General features: G+C 61.9%; 15 protein-coding genes and 1 pseudogene. 6 read left to right on the top strand and 10 right to left on the bottom strand.

The window, feature by feature from the left end:
* Window positions 1–5 precede the first annotated feature (5 nt).
* The gene (locus RFN30_RS23050) at window positions 6–662 is read right to left on the bottom strand and encodes a hypothetical protein (protein ID WP_320264383.1); all 657 of its coding nucleotides are present in this window, start codon (window positions 660–662) and stop codon (window positions 6–8) included.
* Between the two features lie 243 nt (window positions 663–905).
* Window positions 906–2,702: a recombinase family protein gene (locus RFN30_RS23045; RefSeq protein WP_320264439.1), complete on the bottom strand. Its 1,797-nt coding sequence runs from the start codon at window positions 2,700–2,702 to the stop codon at window positions 906–908.
* A 120-nt stretch (window positions 2,703–2,822) separates the two neighbouring features.
* Between RFN30_RS23045 and RFN30_RS23040 the strand changes: the two are divergent.
* Window positions 2,823–3,722: pseudogene (locus RFN30_RS23040) on the top strand (YifB family Mg chelatase-like AAA ATPase); the annotation flags it as partial.
* Between the two features lie 12 nt (window positions 3,723–3,734).
* Here the strand turns inward: RFN30_RS23040 and RFN30_RS23035 are convergent.
* The 7 genes from RFN30_RS23035 to RFN30_RS23005 all read right to left on the bottom strand — a co-directional run bounded on the left by RFN30_RS23035 (window position 3,735) and on the right by RFN30_RS23005 (window position 12,159).
* Window positions 3,735–4,514: a hypothetical protein gene (locus RFN30_RS23035; RefSeq protein WP_320264382.1), complete on the bottom strand. Its 780-nt coding sequence runs from the start codon at window positions 4,512–4,514 to the stop codon at window positions 3,735–3,737.
* 157 nt (window positions 4,515–4,671) lie between these two features.
* Window positions 4,672–6,846 carry a malate synthase G gene (locus RFN30_RS23030; RefSeq protein WP_320264381.1) on the bottom strand — a complete coding sequence of 725 codons (2,175 nt, stop codon included), beginning with the start codon at window positions 6,844–6,846 and terminating at the stop codon, window positions 4,672–4,674.
* Between the two features lie 298 nt (window positions 6,847–7,144).
* Complete coding sequence (locus RFN30_RS23025) at window positions 7,145–9,181, bottom strand: hydantoinase/oxoprolinase N-terminal domain-containing protein (RefSeq protein WP_320264380.1); 2,037 nt, start codon at window positions 9,179–9,181, stop codon at window positions 7,145–7,147.
* A 299-nt stretch (window positions 9,182–9,480) separates the two neighbouring features.
* Complete coding sequence (locus tag RFN30_RS23020; protein ID WP_320264379.1) at window positions 9,481–10,107, bottom strand: CDGSH iron-sulfur domain-containing protein; 627 nt, start codon at window positions 10,105–10,107, stop codon at window positions 9,481–9,483.
* A 257-nt stretch (window positions 10,108–10,364) separates the two neighbouring features.
* A complete protein-coding gene (locus RFN30_RS23015; RefSeq protein WP_320264378.1) occupies window positions 10,365–10,712 on the bottom strand; it encodes a hypothetical protein in 348 nt (115 codons plus the stop codon).
* 414 nt (window positions 10,713–11,126) lie between these two features.
* Complete coding sequence (locus RFN30_RS23010; protein WP_320264377.1) at window positions 11,127–11,636, bottom strand: hypothetical protein; 510 nt, start codon at window positions 11,634–11,636, stop codon at window positions 11,127–11,129.
* A gap of 10 nt (window positions 11,637–11,646) precedes the next feature.
* Window positions 11,647–12,159 carry a hypothetical protein gene (locus RFN30_RS23005; RefSeq protein ID WP_320264376.1) on the bottom strand — a complete coding sequence of 171 codons (513 nt, stop codon included), beginning with the start codon at window positions 12,157–12,159 and terminating at the stop codon, window positions 11,647–11,649.
* Between the two features lie 588 nt (window positions 12,160–12,747).
* Between RFN30_RS23005 and RFN30_RS32430 the strand changes: the two genes are divergently transcribed.
* Window positions 12,748–13,272, top strand: coding sequence for a type II TA system antitoxin MqsA family protein (locus tag RFN30_RS32430; RefSeq protein ID WP_430699077.1), 525 nt, complete (start codon window positions 12,748–12,750; stop codon window positions 13,270–13,272).
* Window positions 13,273–13,274: 2 nt separating this feature from the next.
* Window positions 13,275–15,140: a tetratricopeptide repeat protein gene (locus RFN30_RS23000; RefSeq protein WP_320264375.1), complete on the top strand. Its 1,866-nt coding sequence runs from the start codon at window positions 13,275–13,277 to the stop codon at window positions 15,138–15,140.
* A gap of 9 nt (window positions 15,141–15,149) precedes the next feature.
* On the opposite strand, the gene lepA is transcribed toward RFN30_RS23000, so the two are convergent.
* Window positions 15,150–16,955 carry a translation elongation factor 4 gene (lepA, locus tag RFN30_RS22995; protein WP_320264374.1) on the bottom strand — a complete coding sequence of 602 codons (1,806 nt, stop codon included), beginning with the start codon at window positions 16,953–16,955 and terminating at the stop codon, window positions 15,150–15,152.
* A gap of 470 nt (window positions 16,956–17,425) precedes the next feature.
* Here lepA and RFN30_RS22990 point away from each other — a divergent pair, with 470 nt between their 5' ends.
* The 3 genes from RFN30_RS22990 to RFN30_RS22980 all read left to right on the top strand — a co-directional run bounded on the left by RFN30_RS22990 (window position 17,426) and on the right by RFN30_RS22980 (window position 19,982).
* Window positions 17,426–18,550, top strand: a complete 1,125-nt coding sequence (locus RFN30_RS22990; RefSeq protein WP_320264373.1) for a TadE/TadG family type IV pilus assembly protein — start codon at window positions 17,426–17,428, stop codon at window positions 18,548–18,550.
* A 340-nt stretch (window positions 18,551–18,890) separates the two neighbouring features.
* Window positions 18,891–19,592, top strand: a complete 702-nt coding sequence (locus RFN30_RS22985; RefSeq protein WP_320264372.1) for a DUF1223 domain-containing protein — start codon at window positions 18,891–18,893, stop codon at window positions 19,590–19,592.
* Between the two features lie 84 nt (window positions 19,593–19,676).
* Complete coding sequence (locus RFN30_RS22980; RefSeq protein WP_320264371.1) at window positions 19,677–19,982, top strand: hypothetical protein; 306 nt, start codon at window positions 19,677–19,679, stop codon at window positions 19,980–19,982.
* Window positions 19,983–20,109 lie beyond the last annotated feature (127 nt).

The following is a 20,109-nucleotide window of genomic DNA, read 5'->3' as shown; positions in this document are numbered from 1 at the left end:
CGGTCTCAGCCGGATGCGTCCTTGCTCGTCGGCAGCACCCTGAAATCGTCGCCTACCAAAAGCTCGGAATTGTTGTGCCCTATGAACTTCGCCATGTACGAAGTTGCACGACCCTCACCCGTCAAATTTCGATGGTCATGGTCGAGAGCCTGGATATCCATCTCCCTTAATGAGAACCGTTCCTTGAAGGCTAGGAACCGTTCCTTGTCGGCGATAAGTTTTTGAAACCCTTCCCGAACCTGATCGGTGAAAATCCAGATCGAATGGATATGAGGGTTTTCTAGCGCTCCTATCGACCTCCAATATCTCGATCCATTCATGTCCAGGCAACCGATCGCTAGCGGTCTTAGAGGATCGAACCATGGTCGATGGTAGTTCCGTCCTATCAGTTGCCGACACAGGTAGTTGTAAAGGTCGGTGAACGTATCCAGCTCTGATTTCGCCTTGAGGATGTCGATCGAGGCGGAACCTTCATGCCGCTGATTGCGACGGCTGTGATCGAATGAAAGCGTGATCAACAACCCATTCCGTTTCTTGAATGTCGAGACGGAATCGAACCTCCCTTTATGCTGTTTGATGAACTGACCGATCCTCTCATCGAACCACGATGCATATTGCTGTGTGATGGTCGTTGGAGATGGATTTGAGACGGCTTGATGCATGTGGGTGGCTTCTTTCAAAGGGATATAGACCCATCAGATTTGGTGGGGGAAACGGATTTGGGTGTTCGAGGTCGTGCGAGGATAAGCCGTCGGCGCGGGTCGAAAACCGATTTCGAAATGGGAAAAGTGAAAAGCGAGGTGAAAGGCGGTTCTGGAGGTTCTGAGAAAGATAGCCGGGCAACCGGACCGGCTATTTATGGGATGGGATCGCGAGTGCTCTCAGCTTGGGTAGGAAATCTCGTGTCACTCGGCCCTAGCAGGCTCGTCGAATACGTTGTCCCACCCGTCAGACCAGCCAATTGGCATCCCTCGATCACTGCCCGAGATTGCGCCGTCTTTGTCGACGAGAACCTCGGCGATGAAGCTTGCCGGATCATCGCTTTTCAGGACGACCCGCCGAGACACGCCGTCTGCCAGAACCACGCTAAAGCTTCTGTTGTACCGCTGTGCCTGTCGATCGGATTGCTCGATGAGATCCAAGATCTGGTTGCGATCTTGGATATCGATGTCCGCGGCATCCAGGAGGGCAGCAGCTTTGTCTTGCCGAGGTAGCGAACCTTCGACCTCCAATTTGAGATCGGTGACGATTTCGCGGAGCCTTGCTGCCAGCATCGAGCGCTGTGAAATCGCCTCAGAACCTTCCATCTTTTGGAGCTGGTCGATCAAGAGCCGTAGCTCATCCGGTGAAATCGACTGCTGCTCGCGAATTTCCCGCCGCTGACGATCAACGTCCGCTATCTGCTGCTCGACCGAAGCCAAGTCTGCTTCGCATTCCCGCAATTTGGTCGTCAGGAACTCAACCGAAATCGCGCCGTCGTCGATCAATGCATATGTCCGTTCTCGCTTCAGCTCCAGTTCGCTCTTTTTTTCGGCCAACGCGACTGAACGTTCGTCCAGGATCAGCACTTCGGACTTCTGCGACGACGCCCGGAACATCTCGGCCAGATCGATCTCTTTGACGAACAGGAAGAACGACCTTTCAAAATCCTGGTAACGCCAGGCCGTCGGAACACAATTCAGTCCGCGCAGGGCATGACTACATTTCAGATAAGTCCCACCTCCCGGGCCGACGCCCTTGTTCAGGAAATGCATGGGAGAGCCGCAGTACCCGCATGTCGCCAGATGGGTAAATAGGTTGCGCAGCGCCTCTCCCTTGCGTCCTCCGCCTTCGACCTTGCGCTTCCCCCGGGCAAATTGTGCTCGAAGAAACAAGTCCTCGTCGACGATTTGTGGGTAATAGTCTGGCATCGGATCACCGAGCGGAACCCGTCTTCCGTTCTGCTTAGTATGTGGTTGGAACTCACCAAGGACCGCCCGGGCCTGGAGAATCTTGGTGACGTATGACTGTACCCATCCGGTTGATCTCCCGAATGCCGGGACTCCGGAATCGTTCAGCCGCCGCGTAATGACGAATGATCCTTGGCCGCTGGCACTGTCCTCGAAAATACGTCTGACAACTTGTGCCCGATCATCGATGACATGAAAACCTTTGCGGTCCTCTGACAGCTCCAGCCATGCAGGGCAAAGACCAGTAAGCTTCTTTTCACCTACAGCCCTTCGTTTGGCGTCCCAGGCAGCGGAAAGCCGCTGGCTTTTCATCTCCGATTCTTCATTTGCACGTGCCATCACGACGATCGACATGATCAGCTGCGCAAATTCTGCTTCTCCTGCCTTATAAAGCTGGTTGTCAGACAGGGTGACGAGATTGATTCCGTTCGAGGTGATGTCGAAGAACAGAGAGACCGAGGCATTAAGTTTTTGGCGGGAAAGGCGGTCAAAAGACTCCACAAGAAGGTATGAGCCCTTTTGAATCCTGCCTGCCTTCACCGCATCTAGGAATTTTCCAAGGGCGCCCGAGGAGACGTTGTCGCCCTTGAATGCAGAAACGCCGATATCCTCTAGCCTGAAGTCTTCGACTAGCTCGAGATCATGCTCGACTGCGTACTGCTTGGACCTCTCAGTCTGTCGTCGCAAACTGTCGCCCTTAAGCTGGATGTCGGTCGACATGCGGACATAGGAATAGGCGAGCGGTTTTTTCAGGTGAACCTCCGATTTGGCGCGACTTAATACCCTACAATGATGTCAATTTCCAACCGCCGCATTTGAATTTAATATTCTACATTATGTTGATGGTGTGCATTATTAAGGAATTTAATCTGGTACAATCTCCTGATGGTCGGACCGCCAGGCTCGGGCAAGTCGATGCTGGCGCAAAGGCTGCCCTCGATCCTGCCGCCGCTGGCGCCGAAGGAGCTGCTCGAAGTCTCGATGATCGCCTCCGTCGCGGGCGAGCTTGGCGAAGGCAAGCTCACCGACCGGCGGCCGTTCCGCGCCCCGCACCACTCCGCCTCGATGGCGGCGATGGTGGGCGGCGGCTTGCGGGCGAGGCCGGGCGAAGTGTCGCTTGCCCATCACGGCGTGCTGTTCCTCGACGAATTCCCGGAATTCACGCCGCAGACGCTCGACGCGTTGCGCCAGCCGCTCGAGACCGGCGATTGCGTGATCGCGCGCGCCAACCACCGCGTCACCTATCCGGCGCGCATCCAGCTGGTGGCGGCGATGAACCCGTGCCGCTGCGGCATGTCGGGCGAGCCCGGCTATCGCTGCCTGCGCGGCGACCGCTGCCGCACCGAATACCAGGCGCGCATTTCCGGCCCGCTGCTCGACCGCATCGACCTGAGGATCGAAGTGCCGGCAGTGTCGGCAAGCGACCTGATCCGGCCGGACAAGGCCGAGACGAGCGCGGCGGTGGCGCAGCGCGTGGCCCGCGCCCGCACCATGCAGCGCGAGCGGCTGGAGAAGCTGGGTGCCGCCGCCACCACCAACGCGCACTGCCCGCCGGCGATCATCGAGGAGATCGCTAGGCCCGACGCCGCCGGACTGACATTGCTCAAGGACGCCAGCGAAAAGCTCGCCTTCTCGGCGCGGGCCTATCACCGCGTGCTGAAAGTGGCGCGTACGCTCGCCGACCTCGACGCCAGCGAGACCGTCGGCCGCATCCATCTGGCCGAAGCGATCTCCTATCGGATGAGCGCGGAACGGATGGCGCAGGCGGCGTAATCAGAATGCCCTTCAGGCTGGGATGAAATGCTTTTGGCATTCCGGACGCGGGTCTCTCGGGCGGCATGGTGGCGGACGGGGCGGAAGAACCTTGCTGAAGTCATGCGGCTCGAACTTTACAGTGATCGTGTTGCCGGTTGTGCTCTTGAACTCACCGCCTCCCGTGAGTGTAACGGGAGCGAGGCTCACGCTGACCTTACCGTTGACGTCCTTGACGACATTGATAGACATCTTGAACGTATTGGCATCGGTCGAGCCCTGCTTCAACTTCAAACAAATGTCACTGGAATCGTCGCCGCTCTGTAGGGCGGCGCTCCACAAATTGACCATGGCTTTGGCTATTGGAGCCTTTTCGAGCGCGCCTGGCTGATAGTCCACCGGCTTGCTGCTCGGCGATACCTCTTCCTGGATGAGGAGAACCTGGCTATCGGTAGTCACTTGGCTCGCTCCAACATTGCCTCCAACAGCCGCACTACCCACAGGTACCGGGCTTAAAGCAACGCCTGCGCTTACCGTGCCTTCCGATGTCGAAAGCAGTTCCATTTTGACAGAAACTAAATCAAAGCCGAGTAGGCCGTTGCCGCAAACCTTGGTGCGTGAATTTGCAATTACGGAAGGGTATCCGAAGGGTGAACGTTGATATGCCGTATAGATACTGATCTGCCGTTTTACTTCCGCGACAACCTTATATATATCGGTCTGACTTATCGGCTTTAGGTCCCTGAAAGATGCAGATGCACAACCTTGCGCGACTAAGGCAATCACTGCTGCAACGATAAATACCTTTCGCATCTTCTGCCCCGCCCCTAGATCTCCCGACTATAGACGTTGCTCTATTTTTACTTTAGTAGCAACTGAAATCTAAAGCAGGTAGAAGTGGCGGCAGCGCGTGAGACGACCTGGCGTTCACTTCGCACGAGGTAGGTGGCGCAAGAGCCGTAGTCGCGCTTTACTCCGCCCGCTCGTTCGCCTTCAGCTCCAGCCGCCGCGCGTGCAGCACCGGCTCCGTATAGCCGTTGGGCTGGTTTGTCCCCTTGAACACCAGGTCGCAGGCGGCCTGGAAGGCGACTGACTTGTCGAAGTCTGGCGCCATCGGGCGATAGAGCGGATCGCCGACATTCTGGCGGTCGACGATCGCCGCCATGCGCTGCAGCGAATCCCTGACCTGGATTTCCGAGCACACCTTGTGGTGCAGCCAATTGGCGATGTGCTGCGAGGAAATGCGCAGCGTGGCGCGGTCCTCCATCAGGCCGACATCGTTGATATCGGGCACTTTCGAGCAGCCGACGCCCTGGTCGATCCAGCGCACGACATAGCCGAGAATCCCTTGCGCGTTGTTGTCGAGCTCGCGCTGGATCTCGTCCGGCGTCCAGTTCGGCCGCACGGCGACCGGCACGGACAGAATGTCGTCGAGCTTCGCCTTCGGCCGGCTCTTCAGCGCCGCCTGCACGGCGTGCACGTCGACCTTGTGGTAGTGGGTGGCGTGCAGCGTCGCCGCCGTCGGCGAGGGCACCCAGGCGGTGTTGGCGCCGGCCTTGGGATGCGCGATCTTCTGTTCCAGCATCGCCGCCATCAGGTCGGGCATCGCCCACATGCCCTTGCCGATCTGCGCGTGGCCGGAAAGCCCGCATTCGAGCCCGATGTCGACATTCCAGGCCTCATAGGCGGAAATCCAGGCGGCCTGCTTCATGTCGCCCTTGCGGATCATCGGGCCGGCTTCCATCGAGGTGTGGATCTCGTCGCCGGTGCGGTCGAGGAAGCCGGTGTTGATGAACACCACGCGCTCCTTCGCCGCGCGGATCGCTTCCTTGAGGTTGACGGTGGTGCGCCGCTCCTCGTCCATGATGCCCATCTTGATGGTGTTCTTCGGCATGCCGAGCAGCCCCTCGACGCGGTCGAAAATCTCGACGGCGAAGGCGACCTCGTCGGGCCCGTGCATCTTGGGCTTCACCACATACATCGAGCCGGCGCGGGAATTGGCGCGGCGGCCGTTGACGCCGACATCGTGCAGCGCGATCAGCGCGGTGAGCGCGGCGTCCATGATGCCTTCCGGCACCTCGTTGCCGTCGCGATCCAAGATTGCCGGATTGGTCATCAGGTGGCCGACGTTTCTCACCAGCATCAGCGAGCGGCCGGGCAGCAGCAGCTGGCCGCCATTCGGCGCCGTGTAGCGGCGGTCCGGGTTGAGGGTGCGGACAAAAGTCTTGCCGGCCTTGGTGATCTCTTCGGCGAGGTCGCCCTTCATCAGGCCGAGCCAGTTGCGATAGACGACGACCTTGTCCTCGGCATCGACGGCGGCGACCGAATCCTCGCAGTCCTGGATGGTGGTCAAGGCGGCCTCGAGGACGACATCGGCGATGCCGGCCGCGTCGGTCTTGCCGATCCCGCTGGCGCGGTCGATGACGATCTCGATATGCAGGCCGTTCTTCACCAGGAGCACGGCTTCCGGCGTGGCGGCATCGCCGCGATAGCCGACGAATTGTTTCGGATCGGCAAGCGTGCTGGCGCCGGCGCCCTCGCCCACCTTCAGCGCGCCATTCGCCACCGAGAGCCCGTTGACGCCGGCCCATTTGCCGGTGGTCAGCGGTACGGACTGATCGAGGAAATCCCTTGCCCAGGCGATGACCTTGGCGCCGCGCGTCGGGTTGAAACCTTTGCCCCTCTCGGCACCGCCGGTCTCGGGAATGGCGTCGGTGCCGTAGAGCGCATCATAGAGCGAGCCCCAGCGCGCGTTGGCGGCGTTGAGCGCATAGCGCGCGTTCATCACCGGCACGACGAGCTGCGGCCCGGCGACGACGGCGATCTCCGGATCGACATTCTGCGTGCTGACGCTGAAGGCCGGGCCTTCCGGCACGAGATAGCCGATCCCCTTGAGGAAAGCCTTGTAACCCTCCATGTCGAGCGGCGCGCCGTTGGCGCGATACCAGTCGTCGAGCTTCTCCTGCATGGCGTCGCGTTTGGCGAGCAGGGCGCGGTTCTTCGGCGCCAGATCGTGGACGATGGCCGAGACGCCGTCCCAGAATTGAGCCGGGTCGATGCCGGTGCCGACTGCTGCCTCCTCGGCCACGAAGTCATGGAGCTCCCGGGCGATCCGCAACCCGGCGATCTCGATGCGGTCGGTCATCAGCACGTCTCCAGATATCCCGCTTTGCCGGCTGTTGCCGGCCTGGGGCCTTTGGCATGTCGGGGTTCAACGGTCAATTCGGCTTAAGGTGAAGTAGGGCATTTGGGCAAGTTGGCGAAGTCGGCGGTGACGGCGTCCTTCTCCCCGTTCACGGGGAGAAGATGGCGGCAGCCAGATGAGGGGCGGCGCGGCGTTGTGCGAGCTGGCAATATAGTGAAACTGCGTTGGCTGGCGCTGCCCCTCATCCGCCCTTCGGGCACCTTCTCCCCGTAAAACGGGGAGAAGGAAGAGGCTCCCTTCACACCGCAATCCGCGGCCGTCCCGAGGCCACCGCCACCACATGCGCCTCGATGAACATGCGCTGGTCCTCGACGGTGGAGACGCGGAATTCGGTGGAGACGTCGATCTCGGCGCTGTCGGTGCCGGCGTCCCTGGCGCGTTCGGCAACGATCGCCCGCACATCAACTTCCGCTGCCGCAATCGCCGCCGCCTCGTCGGTGAAGTCGCGCACCGTTTGCCCCGATGCCAGGCGGAAGAGGCCTTCCCTCGGCTGGCTGACACGGGCCTCGGCCGAGACTCGCACCTGGCCGACCACGGCGCCGAGCGCGTTGGCGACGTCTGTATCCTCCGGCACGATGCAGCCATTGCCGACCAGCGGCGGCAGGCCGGCATAATGCAGCGGCGCGGAGGCGCCGAGGCCGATGACCGGACGGTCGAGCGCGACGCTGACGCGGACAATGCCCGGATGCGCGTCGACCGCGCGCTGCACCAGCGCATGGGCAACAGTGGCGGCACCGTCCAGCCCGTCCTCGGCGAAGGCGGTCTCGAGGATATATTCGGCCGACCAGCGCGTCAGCGTGATGAGCACGCGCTCGGCGAGCGCCTCCGGCGTCGCCGCGATCGCCTGGCCGCGGCCGTCGCGCCGGCGGGAAAACAGCTCGGCGCCGAGGCGCGCGGCGGAGGGGTCCCAGTTGGCCTGCTTGCCGAGCACATGGGCGGCATCCGAGGGCGTGAAGCCGCAGATATGCACCAGGCCACGCGCCACCAGGCGGTTCAGCGTTGCGTTCTGGGCATTCGACGAGAGCAGCCGGTCGAGCGTCAGCGGGACAGGGCCGATCGCCTCGTAGAGCTTTGCCTCCGGCGCGGTGAGGCCGGCGGCAAGCCGGTCCGGCACGCCGGTGCGTACGGCAAAGCGCCCGTCCATGCGGCCGGGATTCGGCGCGCGCAGCTGGCGCTCCAGCTCGGCGGTGACGGCCTCGCCATGCGCCATGCCGGCCAGCGCCAGCGGCACCAGGCGGCGCGGTCCGAGCAGGATCTTCGGGTCGAGCGCCCCGTCCTCCAGCGCCACTTCGGAGTCGCCGCCGAGGCCGAAAGTGCGCATGGCGACCGCCTCGACCATGGTGCGGAAGCCGCCGACGGTGGCGCCTTCGGGATCGAGGCGCGGGCGGCCGCTGTCCAGCACCGCGACGTCGGTGGTTGTGCCGCCGATGTCGGAGACCATGGCATCGTCGAGGCCAGTCATATGGCGCGCGCCGACCAGGCTGGCGGCCGGGCCGGACAAAATAGTCTCGATCGGCCGCTGGCGGGCGAAGGCCGCCGACACCAGCGCGCCGTCGCCGCGCACCACCATCAAGGGTGCCGCGATGCCCCGCTTAGTGAGAAAGCCTTCGGTCGCCGCCACCAGCCGGTCGATCATCGAGATCAGCCTTGCGTTGAGCAGCGTGGTGAGCGCGCGGCGCGGGCCGCCGAGCTTGGCCGACAATTCATGGCTGGCGGTGACCGGCAGGCCGGTCTTCTCCCGGATCAGGTCGCGGGCCGCAAGCTCATGCGCCGGGTTGCGCGTGGCGAAATAGGCGCAGACGGCAAAGCCCGACACCGAACGCCCAAGCTCCGGCAGCGCCGCCTCGAGGCCGGAAAGGTCGAGTTTTGCCGCATTGCCGTGTACGTCATGGCCGCCGGGGCAGAACACCACCGGATCGGTGCCGAGCGCCGTCTTCAGCCCGTCGCGGGCAAGGTCGGCCTCGGAAAAGCCGATCATGACCAGCGCCACGCGGCCGCCCTGGCCTTCGACCAGCGCGTTGGTGGCAAGGGTGGTGGACATCGAGACAAGCTTGATCGCCGCCGGGTCGGTGCCGGCTGTCTCCAGCACAGCATCGACCGCGCCGGAAATGCCGACGGCGAGATCGTGCCTGGTGGTTAGCGCCTTAGCCTTGGCCAGCACCTTGCCTTTGTTCGGCGTATCGAGGGGCCCACCTTGCTCCGACCACAGCACGGCATCGGTATAGGTGCCGCCGGTGTCGATGCCGAGGAAGAGGGGGTGGGATTTGGCGGTCATGGAAAGGTCCGGGGATTTTTGTCGCCTGCCTTAGCCGATACGGGCTGGCGGATAAAGGCAGGAGAGGTGGGCCAAGGTTGGCGCGGCACCGAAGATTTGCTGAAGCGCCGGCGGGACAGCACCCCCCTCTGGCCTGCCGGCCATCTCCCCCACAAGGGGGGAGATCAGATGTCATCGGCCCCTTCGCCAATGGCCAGCGTTGCAGGAAGTGCGCCAGCGACCGAACTGCCAATCTCCCCCCTTGAGGGGGAGATGCCCGGCAGGGCAGAGGGGGGTGCGAAGGAACACCGCCTCCGCGATTAGCCTACGAACCCCATCCGTTTATGGCTCCCATCGCAAAACGGCTTGTTCGCCGAATGGCCGCAGCGGCACAGGAACACCTTGGTGGTGCGGGCGATGGTGTGGCCGGTGCCGGTGACGATCTCGGCGTTGCCTTCGAGCTTCAGCGGGCCGTTGACGGTCGGCGTCACGCCAAGCGGGCCATCCCGCACTTCCAGCACCTGCGCCTCCTTCAGCGGCGGCTCGCCGGTGGCGGAAAAACCGGCCTTGATGTGGCTGTTGTCGCAGAAGGGCTTGTTCTGCGAGGCGCCGCAGCGGCAGAGCGTGGCGCGATGGAAGGTCTCGCCGTTCAGCACGATCTCGGCATGGACCGCCAGCGGGCCGTTCTCGCGCACGCGCACGGTGTTGACCACCGGCGGCTTCTCCTGCGGCCCGCCATCCTTGCGGGCATAGGTGATCGCACCCGACGGACAATTCTCGGCCAGCGCCACCACCTTCTCGACGCTGGCCGCGTCCGGGTGGATCCACTCGCCCGAGGCGTTGGGCACGAAGACATGCGGGTTGCCGAGCACGCAATTGCGCGAATGGATGCAGCGCTTGCCGCTGAAGGAAACGTCGATCTTCTCGCCTTCGACAGTGCCTGCCATTTGGGTGGGGTCTCCTGTTGGGAAAGAGGCGAGGCTAGGGCGGCGGCGGGAAGGGCGTCAAGCTGGCCGGGAGAAGAGGCGCCAAATCTCCCCCCTTGAGGGGGAGATGGCCGCGAAGCGGCCAGAGGGGGTCGTCTCACGTGGATCGCCGACATCGCTTTTTTCGTCGCGCAAGGCGTTGGCGCTCGACGCGCAGCGACCCCCTCTGTCGCCTTTGGCGACATCTCCCCCTCAAGGGGGGAGATTAGCGCCGCCGCTCACTCCGCCAGATCGACCGTCTCGGTCGAGTGCTCCACGCAGATGAAGCAGCAGGTGTCGCAGGGCCGGTCGTTGTCGGGGCCGACGCCGGCGGTGACGGAATCGTCGCCGTTCACCCAGGCGCCCCAGCAGATATGCTCGCCGGGTTCGCAGGAGATCGGCACGGATTTTCGCGCCCCCGGCCGGATGAGAAAGACCTTGTCGCCGCCCGGCCAGACTTTTTCGCTGTCGCGGCTGAACAGCTCCAGCGCCACGCCGTCCGAGCGCTGGTTGCGGACGAAGACGGACATGTCGGCGGCAAAGGCCGGGGTGGTGAGGAGAAGGAAGGCGAGCGAGAGGCGAATCATGGTGAGGTCCCCGAGGGGAGTAGAGCACGGGTGGAGTGCATAATCTCCCCCCTTGTGGGGGAGATGCCCGGCAGGGCAGAGGGGGGCGCTGTCCCGCCGGCGTATCGAGGCTTGGGTTCCTCGCCCCGCCAAAAGCGGGGGCTCCAAAGGACGGGCGAGACCCGTGGCTCGCCCGGAACGGTGGCCGCGAAGTGCACGGAGCAGGAGCCTTCGTAGGGCGCTCCCCTCTCCGTCTCGGCTTCGCCGAGCCACCTCTCCCCACTTCGTGGGGGCGAGGAACCTTGACCTTGTGACGTTGCGCTCCTTCGCGCCCCCCTCTGCCCTGCCGGACATCTCCCCCACAAGGGGGGAGATCAGCAGCTTCGGCGCCCCGCTCATTCTGCAACGTCTGCGATTTGCAAGGCCACGAAGACCCTACCTTCTCACCACCACATGCGGCGCGAACGTCTTCACCGCATCGACCATCTCATCCCCGCGCACGTCGAGCGAGGAGATCTCCATATGCACGATGGTCTTGCCGAAGGGCATCAGGCCGAAGGCGTTGGCGGCGGCGTATTTGATTGCGTCCGGCGGCTCCTCGGTGAGCTCGAAATTGAGCATCGCCGCGCCCTTGCCGCCGGAGGCGAGGCGAACGCTCTTCACCTTGCTCCACGGCACCAGCACATCGCCGGCGCGAGCATCGCGGAAGCCCTGGCTGTTCAGGGTGACCTTGACCGAGGTGTCGAAGGCGCCGCGCGCGATGAAGAAGCCGAGGCCGAGACAGGCGACTGAGAGCAGCGCGATCCACAGCACATGACCGCCATTCGCCCCCGCCGCCACGCCCTGCAGCGCGCCGAAGCCGAAAATGCCGCCGATCAGGAACGGCCCGAAGGCCGGAAAGATCTTGCCGGTGGGGCTGTTGCGGATTTCGAGCGGCGCGGCCATGTCCGCCCGCTCACGGTTCCGATTTCAGCAGCGTCCAGATCCAGCCGATGAAGGTGAGGACCAGGAACGGATAGCCGATCGCCGGCAGCGGCGACGAGGTGGGCAGCAGCGGCGCGCCCCAGAGGATCATGAGGGACGAGACGACGAAGAGCACGGCCGACACGAACGCCGTGAGCCGCATCCAGAGCGCGAAGGTGGCTTGCGCGCTGACCATGGCGAGCCCCGCCGCCCACAGCGCAATGCCGCCGGCATAGGAAGGCACGCTCGCCTGCAGCCCCGCCGCATTGCCGGCCAGAAGCAGGCTTTCGCCGGCAAGGAAGGTGAGGAAGCCGGCCGCGACGAGGTCATTGCCGAGCCGCTGGTATTTCATCGTGAGCAGCGCCGCCGCGACGACGACGCCCACGCCGTCGATGGTCCAGAGCGTCTCGCGCAGCGCGTCGCTCGCAACGAAAGTGCCCGCCATGCCCAACGCGCCGCCGACGGCGAGGCCGATCGCGGCGACGGTATCAGAGGTGGAGCGCATGTGATGTCTCCCCAAGCTGGGGAGAGGATACCTGAGCGGGGAGGTTACCAAAAGACGGAGCTGGCGGAATCCCCATATTGAAAAATGTTACCTTTGAGCTCACAGGCCTAGAAAATCGATGCGACCCTTGACATCTCGGCATTGGTATCATTTGATACCGCCTAAGCGAGGGTCCCGTGGACGAGGATTTGAAGACATAGATCCCCAGATCCGAAGGCAGATCATCGCCAGATGTCGTTCTAGGAGAACGAGGGGATCCTCATTTACACCTGACGCGCCAACTAGATGGCAGCCGAGGGCGCTTAGGGATCCCCGATCGCCGGAGGCCTATTTTACGGATGATTCGGCGTGGGAATACATCGCGCAATGCCTAGAGAAGGGCTGCCGAGTTGAAACGATCATGCTTGATCACCCCCCGGGAAAAAAGGGCTTTGTATTCAAAGTACCTGGCTATGGTCCCGTCCAAGCCATTTATGTGAAGCTAAAGCTCGGCTCCGACAAAATACTTGGTCGCAGTTTCCACGAAGATCAGCCACCGACGATAGCAATCGTCGAGAGCTCGTTTGTTCTGCTCGAACGGCGAAAGGGATGTTGATGAGTAACAATCCTCATATTTGCGACTTCTGCGGAGAGCGCGCCGCGATCAAGACGTGGCAAGTTGAAAGCTTCCTGTATGGATCCGGGGAAGACCGGGTTGAATTGGCTGCCAGTGTTCCCGTTTGGAAGTGCGATGCGTGTGGCACAAGTTTTACTGGGGAAGAAGCTGAAGAGCTGAGGCATGAAGCGGTCTGCGCTCACCTTGGTCGTCTAACCCCTAATGATATCAGGGCCATTCGCCAGTCCTTCGGCCTGTCTCAAGACCAATTCTCTGAGCTGAGTGGCTTTGGCATTGCGTCGATCAAACGATGGGAAAGCGCTAACCAGATACAGAACTTGTCAGCCGATCGATACCTACGACTTCTCAGCATGCCGGAGAACTTCCGCGCCATAAGCGCCTTGGCTGGTAGTCGCACATCGTTGAAGACAACCTTTCGAACAAACCTTCCTGAAAGCTCGATACAGGATGCCAAGTTATTCAGGCTCCGACCGCGAGCACTGGCTGAGGCCGCTTAGTAATGTTCACCATTACTTTCTACTCGTATAAGGGCGGCGTAGGCCGCACTATGGCTCTTATCAATACTGCTGCAGAATTAACTAGACGCGGGCGGCGCGTTTTGATTATGGACTTCGATCTCGAGGCGCCAGGCATCTCAACCTATAAGCCGTTTCAAAACTCAGGTGATAGCGCTGGCTTGGTCGACTACGTTGCAGAGTTTAGCAAGACTCTTCGAGCTCCCAACGCTTCCGAGTTCGTTTTCGAATGCATACTCAGCATCGACGGAACCGACCGACCAATTTGGGTGTTCCCGGCCGGTCGTAGAGACGAGATGTACGGAGCAAAGCTTGCATCTATCGATTGGCAAGATCTTTATGAACATCGCGATGGCTATCTGCTGTTCGAGGACCTTCGACAACAGCTAAAGAACGACTATCGGCACTTCGACTATATTTTGATAGATAGTCGCACTGGGTATACCGATGTCGGCGGTATTTGCACTCGGCAGTTAGCCGATGTTGCCGTTCTGATGTTTTTCCCAAATGAGCAGAACATTCACGGCTTGGAAGCGATTGCAAACGAGATTCGAATCGCCTCGGCAAATCGATCCCGACAACTTGATCTGCTTTTTGTCCCCTCTAATGTTCCTGATCTCGATGACGAAGATGGCATCTTAAAACATATGATGGCGTTGGCAGGTGAGCGCTTGAGTTATGACGAGGCTTCTTCTGTCATCCATCACTATGACAGCATGTCGCTTCTTGATCAGAACATCTTCGTGTTATCTAGACCTAGATCTCGTCTGGCCGAAGAATACCGAGCACTGACGAAGGCCATAGTGCAGCTCAACATCGAGGATAGAGATGGTGCTCTATTCGCTTTACAAAAACTGAGAACGCGCCTTGAGCAATCTGGGTCTCGGGGCAGCAACGAGCGGCACGTAGAGCAAGCAGGTGAGACGTCGATTATCAATTCACTTGACGATATCGGCCGCATTCATTCTTCAGATGGAGAGGTGGCGTGGAATTTGGCGACCGTTTACAGGTCATTGGGGAATTTTTCAAACGAGTTGAATGCATTAAACGACGCAATACAGGCTGGTTATAGCACCGCTAGCGTACGGTTGCGTCGAGCACTTAACCTGATGAGCCAGTCTCGCCCAACGGAGGCCAAGTCTGATCTGCTGGCCGCGCTTTCCTCTCATACAGCCGGACCGATAGAGCTTAGGTCTGCAATCGAGGCAATGCGTTCGATAGACCCCCAATGGCATGTTCCCACAGAGACATCAAAGGCTTTGGCAAATTTGGAGCCAAGTGACCTCATGCGCCTTGCTGAGGTAATGATGATGGAAACGAACGATCTAAAGATAATGCTGCCTCTCTTTGAGAAGGCCATCGCTAAACCATCCGCCGAATTGGTCAGAAGCCATATTCGAAATCACATGGCACTTACGCTCATCGGGTTGGGTAAATTCGATGAAGCTGTTAACTTTATAGCAGAGGACCGGCAATCGATTTTCTCCACCAATGACGTGCCATCGATATTTAATCTTGCGATGGCGGAGTGGGGACGCGACCAGTACCCATCATACGACATACTGGGGCATTTCGTTTCTTTTTTTGACAGAAATACCACCCGCAACGGAACAAACTATTTACAGTGCTTTGGGCTTGCCTACGCGCTACTCGGCGAGTTCGATACGGCGACAGCTCTAGTAAGACACGCAAAACGTTCTTTAGGTCCTGGGCGTGTCTTTAGCTCATGGCGTTATAGATATGTTGACCGAGATTCCATGGCTCTAGATTTAAGTGAGATGGAACGCTCTATAGAAAAGCGATTTATTCTTCCAACGTTTATGAGTAAGGAAGAGGCGTCGTTGCATTGATACGCCCTCTCAATCGCCCATCTTAAGCGCCTGGATAAACGCCTCCTGCGGGATATCCACCTTGCCGAACTGGCGCATCCGCTTCTTGCCCTCTTTCTGCTTGTCGAGCAGCTTGCGCTTGCGGGTCACGTCGCCGCCGTAGCATTTGGCGGTGACGTCCTTGCGCAGCGCCGAGACGGTCTCGCGGGCGATGATGCGGCCGCCGATCGCCGCCTGGATCGGGATCTTGAACAGGTGCTGCGGGATCAGCTCCTTCAGCTTCTCGCACATGGCGCGGCCGCGCTTTTCGGCGGCCGAGCGGTGAACCAGCATGGATAGAGCGTCGACCGGCTCGTCATTGACCAGGATCGACATCTTCACCAGGTCGCCCTCGCGATAGTTGGTCAGATGATAGTCGAAGGAGGCGTAGCCCTTGGAGATCGACTTCAACCGGTCGTAGAAATCGAAGACGACCTCGTTGAGCGGCAGGTCGTAGGTGAGCATGGCGCGCTTGCCGACATAGGAGAGGTCGGCCTGGATGCCACGCCTGTCCTGGCAAAGCTTCAGGATGCCGCCGAGATAGTCGTCGGGCGTGAGGATGGTGGCGCGGATCCACGGCTCCTCGATCGAGGCGATCTTGACCACGTCGGGCATGTCGGCCGGGTTGTGCAGTTCCTTCGTCGTGCCGTCGATGAGGTTCATGCGGTAGACGACGGACGGCGCCGTGGCGATGAGGTCGAGGTTGAACTCGCGCTCCAGCCGCTCCTGGATGATTTCCAGATGCAGGAGCCCGAGGAAGCCGCAGCGGAAGCCGAAGCCGAGCGCGGCGGAGGTCTCCATTTCATAGGAGAAGGAGGCGTCGTTGAGACGCAGCTTGCCGACGGCGGCGCGCAGATCCTCGAAATCGGCGGCGTCGACCGGGAACAGGCCGCAGAACACCACCGGCTGCGCCGGCTTGAAGCCTGGCAGCGCCTTGGCCGTCGGGCGGCGGTCCTCGGTGATGGTGTCGCCGACGCGGGTGTCGGCCACTTCCTTGATCGAGCCGGTGAAGAAGCCGAACTCGCCGGGGCCGAGCTCGTCGACATTGACGCGCGCCGGCTTGAAGACGCCAGTGCGCTCGACGAGATATTTCGCGCCGGTGCCCATCATGCGGATGGTCTGGCCCTTCTTCATCACGCCGTCGATGATGCGCACCAGCACGATGACGCCGAGATAGGCGTCGTACCAGCTATCGACCAGCATCGCCTTCAGCGGTGCTGCAATGTCGCCCTCGCGCGGCGGCGGCAGCTGGTGGACGATCGCCTCCAGCACGTCCGGCACGCCGAGGCCGGTCTTGGCCGAGATCAGCACCGCATTGGAGGCGTCGAGGCCAATCACCTCCTCCACCTGCTCGCGGATGCGCTCGGGCTCGGCCGCCGGCAGGTCGACCTTGTTCAGCACCACGACGATCTCGTGGTTGTTGTCGATGGCCTGGTAGACGTTCGCCAGCGTCTGCGCCTCGACGCCTTGGCTGGCGTCCACCACCAGCAGCGAGCCCTCGCAGGCGGCGAGCGAGCGCGACACCTCATAGGCGAAGTCGACATGGCCGGGGGTGTCGATGAGGTTCAGAACGTAATCCTCGCCGTTCTTGGCGCGGTAGTTCAGCCGAACGGTCTGGGCCTTGATGGTGATGCCGCGCTCGCGCTCGATGTCCATCGAGTCCAGCACCTGCTCCTTCATGTCGCGCTCCTCCAGCGCGCCGGTGAGCTGGATCAGCCGGTCGGCAAGCGTGGATTTGCCATGGTCGATATGGGCGACGATGGAGAAATTGCGGATGTGGTCGAGCGGGGTCGTCATGCGGCGCGCTTTAGCAGGGGCGGGGTTGAGGGGCAAGCGGCGGGGGCTTCGGACACGGCGCGGGAACTGCCGATCTCCCCCCTTGCGGGGGAGATGGCCGGCAGGCCAGAGGGGGGTGTGACGGATCGCGACGCGGCAAGACGAAGATTCCTGCCCCAACGGAGTGGGGAGAGGTGGCTCGGCGAAGCCGAGACGGAGCGGGGGAGCGCCCCACGAAGACCGCCTCTTCGTCCGCTTCGCGGACACCTCGCCCCCGCCGTTGGCGTGGGCGAGGAACCAGGTGCGCAACGCCGGCGGGACAGCGCCCCCCTCTGCCCTGCCGGGCATCTCCCCCGCAAGGGGGGAGATCGGCTGTGCCTGCCTCTGCGCAAACATTCAAATCCGCTTAAACTTTCATGCACCCCTTTAGGCTATATTTCTACCCTCGGGTGTAGGCAGGCTGTGCTGCCGGCGGTGTTTGGGGTCAAGGAATGTTTTCGTCCGTAAGAGATTTCGTCCGCTCCCAAAGCGGCTCGATGATGCCGATGATGGCGCTGTTGGCGATCCCGCTGCTGATCGCGGTCGGCTTTTCCGTCGACTACACCTCGGCGGTGACGACCAGGAGCAACATGCAGAACGCGCTGGACGCCGCGATCCTGTCGATCACCACGATGGAGACCACGACCTCGAAGGCCGACCGCCAGACGGCGCTGCAGCAGGCTTATGCGGCAAACAGCGGTCAGGGCACGGTGACGCTCAACACCGTCGACGTCGCCGCCGACGGCACGGCGGCATTCAGCGCCACGGCGGCCTATCCGATGCCGACCAATTTCATGGCAATCGCCAGGATCAAGTCCGTCCAGATCGGCGTCGGCTCCTCGGTGCGCAAGACGCCGGCGCTGACGCAGGCCGATTTCAAGGTGACCAAAGTGTCGGGCTACTGGAACAAGACCATGTATCTCTACGGCACCAAGTTCGGCCAGACGAGCGCCCAGAGCCTGATGAAGATCGACTACAAATACGTCCCCTATCAATACACCTACAAGGTGGGCAACAAGAGCTACACCGTGAGCGAGCCGAAGGGCTACGGAACAACATCCGTCTACACGGTGAACGGAAGCACGCAGACGCAGGTCCAGCAGCAGACATGCACGACGACCGGCTCGACCACCGCCTTCACCAATCCGCCGGCCGGGTCGATCCCCGGCTCCACCAAGGACAGCAGAACCGGCAAGACGATCTACTTCAACACCACCTGCGCGACCACCACCTACCCGGCCAACGGCTCAGGTGCGGCCATCGACGTCAGCCAGATGGACAAGCTCTATCTGCAGATGGACGTCCCCTCGGGCAATCCGCAAACCTTGAAGTCGGACGATGCCGCCACCTCGAACCGGCTCTATATCGGCACCAGCGAGACCGACATGCCCGAGGTCGCGACCGGCCAGACGGTCGACATCTTCAGCGCCGTGCCCTGCAACCAGACCAGCTACCAGGCCTGGGAAGACGGCGGCAACCCCGTGCCGGCCGATGTCAGCAACGCCGACTTCTTCTACAACGTGACCGGCAAGTGCGCCTTCAACAAGCGGCAGTCCGAGACCGTGATGACGCAGTGACGGTGGAACTGCTGATCTCCCCCCTCGTGGGGGAGATGGCCGGCAGGCCAGAGGGGGGGCGCTGTCCCACCGGCTTTGGCGAGCGTTGCGGCATGCGTTGCGTCGAGAGCCTCGAATCCCGGTTTTGCGAAGAAAACCTCTGAATATTGAAATGCTAGCGCTCTACGGCGCCCCCCTCTGTCCTGCCGGACATCTCCCCCACAAGGGGGGAGATCAGATGTCGCTCCGGCCTTCGCCAATCTCCGGCGTCGCGCGCCTCCCAATCACAAACCGGTGAAGCTGTAACGAAGCCTTCCGCAGCGGCGAAATGGGAACATCGCCGCAACGGAGACTGCTTCCCATGACCGGATCAAGGACAACGCTCGGATCGCTCGCCGGCGCAGCTTTAATCGCGCTTGCCGCCACGGCCGGCACTGCTTCCGCACAGCCGCTCACCGTGGTCGAGCTGTTCACCAGCCAGGGCTGCTCGTCCTGCCCGCCGGCCAATGCCAATCTGATCAAGGTCAAGGACCGGCCGGGCGTGCTGGCGCTGTCCTTCAACGTCACCTACTGGGACTATCTCGGCTGGAAGGACACGTTCGGCCGGCAGGAATTCACGCAACGCCAGGTCAATTACGAGCCGCCGCTCGGCCATGACGGGCCGTTCACGCCGCAGGTGGTGGTGAATGGCAGCACCGATGCCGTCGGCGCCGTGCCGGGAGAGATCGAGCGGCTGATCTCGACAAGCCCGCACGCCAAAGGCCCGGCGCTTTCACTCGGCGACGGCAAGGTGAGCATCGGCGCCGGCACGGCGCCGGGCGGGCCGGCCGATGTCTGGCTGGTGCGCTACAGGAAAGGCGTCATCGAGGTGCCGGTGGCGCGCGGCGAGAACACCGGACGCACGCTGCCGCATGCCAATGTCGTCCATTCGCTGCAAAAACTCGGCCGCTGGAACGGCCAGGCCACGACGCTGCCGCTGCCCGCGGCAACCGGGGGCTTGAGCACCGCGGTGCTGGTGCAGACGCCGGGCGGCGGGCCGATCCTGGCGGCGGCTGCAAACTGATCATCCCTTTCTCGCGCGACGCCGCAGGAAGCGGCAGCGCACCAACGGGCCCGCATCGCGCGCCACAACCCAAGGAGACTATCCATGACCAGATTCCTGACCGCGCTCGCCTTTGCGCTCGCAACCACGGCCTTCGCCGCCGGCGCCCGCGCCGACGACACGACCAACGCAATGAAGCCCGCCAACGCCATGGCGACCGACGCGATGAAGCCGGCGACGGACGCAATGAAACCGGCCGATGCCATGAAGCCCGATGCGATGAGCACCCAGGCGATGAAGCCGGCTACCGACGCGATGAAACCCGCAACGGATGCGATGAAGCCGGCGGATGCCATGAAGCCGGTGACGGATGCGATGAAGCCCGCCGACGCGATGGCCCCGGCGCAATAAGTTTAGCGGCTGACCCGTGTCGCACGCCCCCTCACCCAGCCTCCGCTTCGCTCGGCTGACCTCTCCCCAAGGGGAGAGGAGATTGTCGGCGCTGGCGCCATCTCTTCTCCCCATGGGGAGAAGGTGG

The organism is Mesorhizobium dulcispinae, from assembly GCF_033977345.1.
Lineage (GTDB): Bacteria > Pseudomonadota > Alphaproteobacteria > Rhizobiales > Rhizobiaceae > Mesorhizobium > Mesorhizobium dulcispinae.
Note: the sequence above shows the minus strand (reverse complement) of the source record. Positions and strands in the feature narration are given on the sequence as shown.

Excerpts from the sequence above, each read along its gene's own strand:
- RFN30_RS23050 (WP_320264383.1), bottom strand. The coding sequence starts at position 662 with ATGCATCAAGCCGTCTCAAATCCATCTCCAACGACCATCACACAGCAA.
- RFN30_RS23015 (WP_320264378.1), bottom strand. The coding sequence starts at position 10,712 with ATGATTCGCCTCTCGCTCGCCTTCCTTCTCCTCACCACCCCGGCCTTT.
- RFN30_RS22990 (WP_320264373.1), top strand. The coding sequence starts at position 17,426 with ATGTTTTCGTCCGTAAGAGATTTCGTCCGCTCCCAAAGCGGCTCGATG.
- RFN30_RS22985 (WP_320264372.1), top strand. The coding sequence starts at position 18,891 with ATGACCGGATCAAGGACAACGCTCGGATCGCTCGCCGGCGCAGCTTTA.
- RFN30_RS23030 (WP_320264381.1), bottom strand. The coding sequence starts at position 6,846 with ATGACCGACCGCATCGAGATCGCCGGGTTGCGGATCGCCCGGGAGCTC.
- RFN30_RS23035 (WP_320264382.1), bottom strand. The coding sequence starts at position 4,514 with ATGCGAAAGGTATTTATCGTTGCAGCAGTGATTGCCTTAGTCGCGCAA.
- RFN30_RS23000 (WP_320264375.1), top strand. The coding sequence starts at position 13,275 with ATGTTCACCATTACTTTCTACTCGTATAAGGGCGGCGTAGGCCGCACT.
- RFN30_RS23020 (WP_320264379.1), bottom strand. The coding sequence starts at position 10,107 with ATGGCAGGCACTGTCGAAGGCGAGAAGATCGACGTTTCCTTCAGCGGC.
- RFN30_RS22980 (WP_320264371.1), top strand. The coding sequence starts at position 19,677 with ATGACCAGATTCCTGACCGCGCTCGCCTTTGCGCTCGCAACCACGGCC.
- lepA (WP_320264374.1), bottom strand. The coding sequence starts at position 16,955 with ATGACGACCCCGCTCGACCACATCCGCAATTTCTCCATCGTCGCCCAT.
- RFN30_RS23010 (WP_320264377.1), bottom strand. The coding sequence starts at position 11,636 with ATGGCCGCGCCGCTCGAAATCCGCAACAGCCCCACCGGCAAGATCTTT.
- RFN30_RS23025 (WP_320264380.1), bottom strand. The coding sequence starts at position 9,181 with ATGACCGCCAAATCCCACCCCCTCTTCCTCGGCATCGACACCGGCGGC.
- RFN30_RS23005 (WP_320264376.1), bottom strand. The coding sequence starts at position 12,159 with ATGCGCTCCACCTCTGATACCGTCGCCGCGATCGGCCTCGCCGTCGGC.
- RFN30_RS32430 (WP_430699077.1), top strand. The coding sequence starts at position 12,748 with ATGTTGATGAGTAACAATCCTCATATTTGCGACTTCTGCGGAGAGCGC.